Source organism: Microcystis sp. M165S2 (genome assembly GCF_020245885.1).
In the GTDB taxonomy this organism is placed as follows: domain Bacteria; phylum Cyanobacteriota; class Cyanobacteriia; order Cyanobacteriales; family Microcystaceae; genus Microcystis.
Map to the genome: position 1 here is coordinate 1 of NZ_JADBTZ010000246.1, position 3,382 is coordinate 3,382.

The window sequence follows — 3,382 nt, forward strand, 5'->3', positions numbered from 1 at the left end:
AAAAATAGCTTCTTCATTTCGATGTTCCGAAAGATACTGACGGAGTTCTGCGTTAGTCATTTCCGAAGGTGATTTTTTCATAATTCAAAGTTCCAATTTCCCTGTTCATCGATTAAAATGCTGATGTCTTCATTGGTTCCCACTAAAATATAAATAATTTTGAGTCGGCTATCATAGCGGAATAGGTATATCGGTTGGTAGAAAAAAGATAAGCAACTGACAAATAAAGATAGCGGTATCTTTCTGTTTTTGAGTCGGCAAATATCTTCTCCTAGAATTGTGCCAGCTTTATTATCCCAGAACCCGCATGGCTTCGTGGAAAATCAACCTGATACAATTCTTAAAAATTGGCTGTTACCTTTATATGTTACATTTTGCAAGTCTCGACGCGAGAGAAGAGATTGATTCCACGCTTTGGACAGGAAGTCCACCAAATCGGGTCATGCCAATTGCCACACCTCCATATTGGAACATCAGCTGGAAGATGTCCTTGAAGTGCTTTGAAATCAAAAATAACATCTTTATAGTCTATCCAGCCGTTATTTATCCGCCAGCCGATTTTATCCCCGAAAGCGTTCCAGATTTGATCATTATACTCCTGCGTTCCACCGAGATCGTGATAGATTTTCAATTGCACGGAAAAGCCAAATTTTCCGTTACTATATTTAACCCATAATTGGTCAATGGTTCGCAAATCCTCGCAGGGAAAATTATCGATATCGCTCTCCCGTAGCCATCTTTCTTTCGTTCGGTTGGCTACCTGTAGCATCACTCTTGCAGTTTCCTCGTCCGCTTGCTTCCATTGCTGCCGTTTTAATAAATCCTCTAAGTTTCGATAATCGATTCCTTTGGCACTGTTAAGCTGGATAGATGGGGGAGTTTGGGGAACGGAAATAGCGGGAGGTTGAATAATTGTTGCTACAGGTTGTTTTTGATTAATAATCTGGTGACTATAAATCTGACAAACAAATATTCTTGAGGTTAGATGATAGATAATATAACTTCCTTGTCCCTTATAACCGTAGCGTATTAGCGGTAGATGTCCTTGAGGTGCTTGCAAACTATAATTAATATCTTGCCAATTCCAACTATTATTTTTTTGCCAGCCTACCAAACTGCCAAAAATATCCCAATTTCTTTCATTATATTCTTCCATGCCACCGATTTCTAGATAGATTTGCCCCTGCACAGAAAAGCCAAATTTTCCGTTACTGTAATGAACCCATAATTGATCAATAGTTTGTAAATCATCGCAAGGAAATTTCTGTATATCTTCATCTCTTAACCAATCTTTGACACGATTAGTTACTTTTCGTACTAAGTTGGCGGTTTCCTCGTCCGCTTCCTTCCATTGCTGCCGTTTTAATAAATCTTCTAATTTCCGATAATCGATTCCTTTGGCGCTTTTAAGCTGGATAGATGGGGGAGTTTGGGGAACGGAAATAACGGGATTAACGGGTTTTTGAATAGTTGTCTGGGGGACAAAGACTGATGTTTTTATCTGCAAAGCTGACAACACTTCTGACGCAGATTGATAGCGTCTTTTCGTGCCAAATTCAATTAATTTATCGAGAATATTCCCTAACTCATTACTAACAGGATTATCCACTAACCACTGTCGCCATACCCATTCGTGTTCTCCCACGTCGAATAAATCAAAGGGAGATATTCCTGTTAATAAATAAATGCCAGTTACACCCAAACTATACAAATCACTGGCGTTAACTGCTTTCCCGTTCCCCTGTTCTGGTGCGACGTATTCCGCAGAACCGATAATTGTTCCTGTCATGGAACGATTTAAAGGACTGACAAATTTGGCTGCCCCAAAATCGACTAAAATCAATTTATTATCGCTTTTTCTGCGAATAATATTTTCGGGTTTAATGTCGCGATGAATTACTTGTTTACTATGAATAAATTCTAGAATCGGTAAAATCTCTGACAAAAGATGTTTAATTTTGGCTTCGTTAAATACTCCTTCCTGTTTTAATTCTTGTTCGAGATTTTGTCCTTCGATATATTCCTGTACGAGATATTGTCGCCCATCATTAGCGGTAAAATAGGCGTAAAGTTCGGGGATTTGTGGGTATCTTCCCAAACTATCTAAACGAATTGCTTCTTCTCTAAATAATTCTGCTGCTTTTTGTAAAGTTCCTGTTCCCTGCGCGGATGGGAAAAATTGTTTAATCACACAATAGGGTTTTGAGGGTTTATCCTCATCTATCGCTTGAAATGTCTTACCAAAACCCCCTTGACCGATTAATTTTAGCGCTCGATAACGTTCTCTGAGCAGTAATTGAGAACCGCACTTATGACAGAATTTATCCGTGGGGGTGTTTTTGTGCGAACAATCGGGATTGAGACAGAGACTCATAGCCGTTTGACAAGTGTGGGAAGATAATCCCTATTATACTAAATCCGTTGAGTAACGCACAGAAAAAGGGTTTCTCGGAGAAACCCTTTTTCTGCTCATGTAAAAGGCAAAAAGGGGAATAAATAATCAGTCTTTAAGTAGGTAGGCGTTAAAAATTATCAGACACCACCCTTATCAAGGGGGGGGACTAAGGGTAGGGTTGATTCATGAATCAACCCTACTATGAATCAAACCTAGGACTAAGGGGGGATCGAACCTAAAACCCATTTTTAATTTAATTATAACCAGCTACTTAATAACCAGATTTAGTATTATACAAAAAGAAAGCAAGCTAGGGCGACTCTAGTGGGTAAATTTTCTCTGATAATTGGTTGAAAATACCGATAAAAATAGTTTCAGCTAAAATAGGGCAATAGATTTCGATTTAAGGTCTTAGATTGTAAAATCGACAGCAATTTTCTGTTACACCAAATCAAATGAAGCGTTCCACATCCTTGCCTAAAATCTTTGACGCTACCAAAACTTTTGTGGCTAAGAAAAATCCTAATCAATGGGTTGACAGCAGGAGACAGGAGGGACTTTTTGATAGTTTTTGTTTTCTTGACTTAATTACCATTTTTGCTAATCTAACCAATAGCCCAAATATCGTTGTCGATTGAACGAGAATGAATTAGTTGATGCTTGCTCAATATCTAACAAAGACTCGATTACAGAATTAACCACAGCAGCCACGCAGGAAATCGCTACACTATTACCCGTTAATTTTCGCATAGTTTGATAACTGCCGACAATTTGATAATCATCGGGAAAACCTTGTAAACGTAGCATTTCTCTTGCTGTTAAGCGTCTTTGACCATCCACTAACAAATAATTAGGGTTTGCTGAAAAAGTTATTGAAAAGCACAGGTCTCTTAATCAATGATTTCACTTAGCTACAAGCATAAGCTTTAGTTGTTGATTAGTTTCTAAGTCATAACTTATTGTCATCATTGACCGAGAAAAAGTGCG

3 protein-coding genes and 1 pseudogene are annotated in these 3,382 nt (G+C 38.3%); all 4 read right to left on the reverse strand.

Annotation, left to right across the window (positions count from 1 at the left end; all coding sequences use genetic code 11):
• Window positions 1-81, reverse strand: an 81-nt coding sequence (locus IM479_RS23050) for a DUF6887 family protein (protein ID WP_502845709.1), incomplete at its 3' end; no start/stop codon positions are given.
• Entirely contained in the window at window positions 78-278 is a 201-nt protein-coding gene (locus tag IM479_RS23055) for a DUF6888 family protein (RefSeq protein WP_502845710.1), read from the reverse strand. The genes IM479_RS23050 and IM479_RS23055, both read right to left, overlap by 4 nt.
• 89 nt (window positions 279-367) lie before the next feature.
• Window positions 368-2,374, reverse strand: a complete 2,007-nt coding sequence (locus IM479_RS12605; protein ID WP_287687064.1) for a GUN4 domain-containing protein — start codon at window positions 2,372-2,374, stop codon at window positions 368-370.
• A gap of 621 nt (window positions 2,375-2,995) precedes the next feature.
• Window positions 2,996-3,256 (reverse strand): annotated as a pseudogene (locus IM479_RS12610) (DNA cytosine methyltransferase); the annotation flags it as partial.
• Between the last annotated feature and the right edge of the window lie 126 nt (window positions 3,257-3,382).

Bases quoted from the DNA above. Each gene is read 5' to 3' on its own strand.
- IM479_RS12605 (WP_287687064.1), bottom strand. From the start codon at position 2,374: ATGAGTCTCTGTCTCAATCCCGATTGTTCGCACAAAAACACCCCCACG.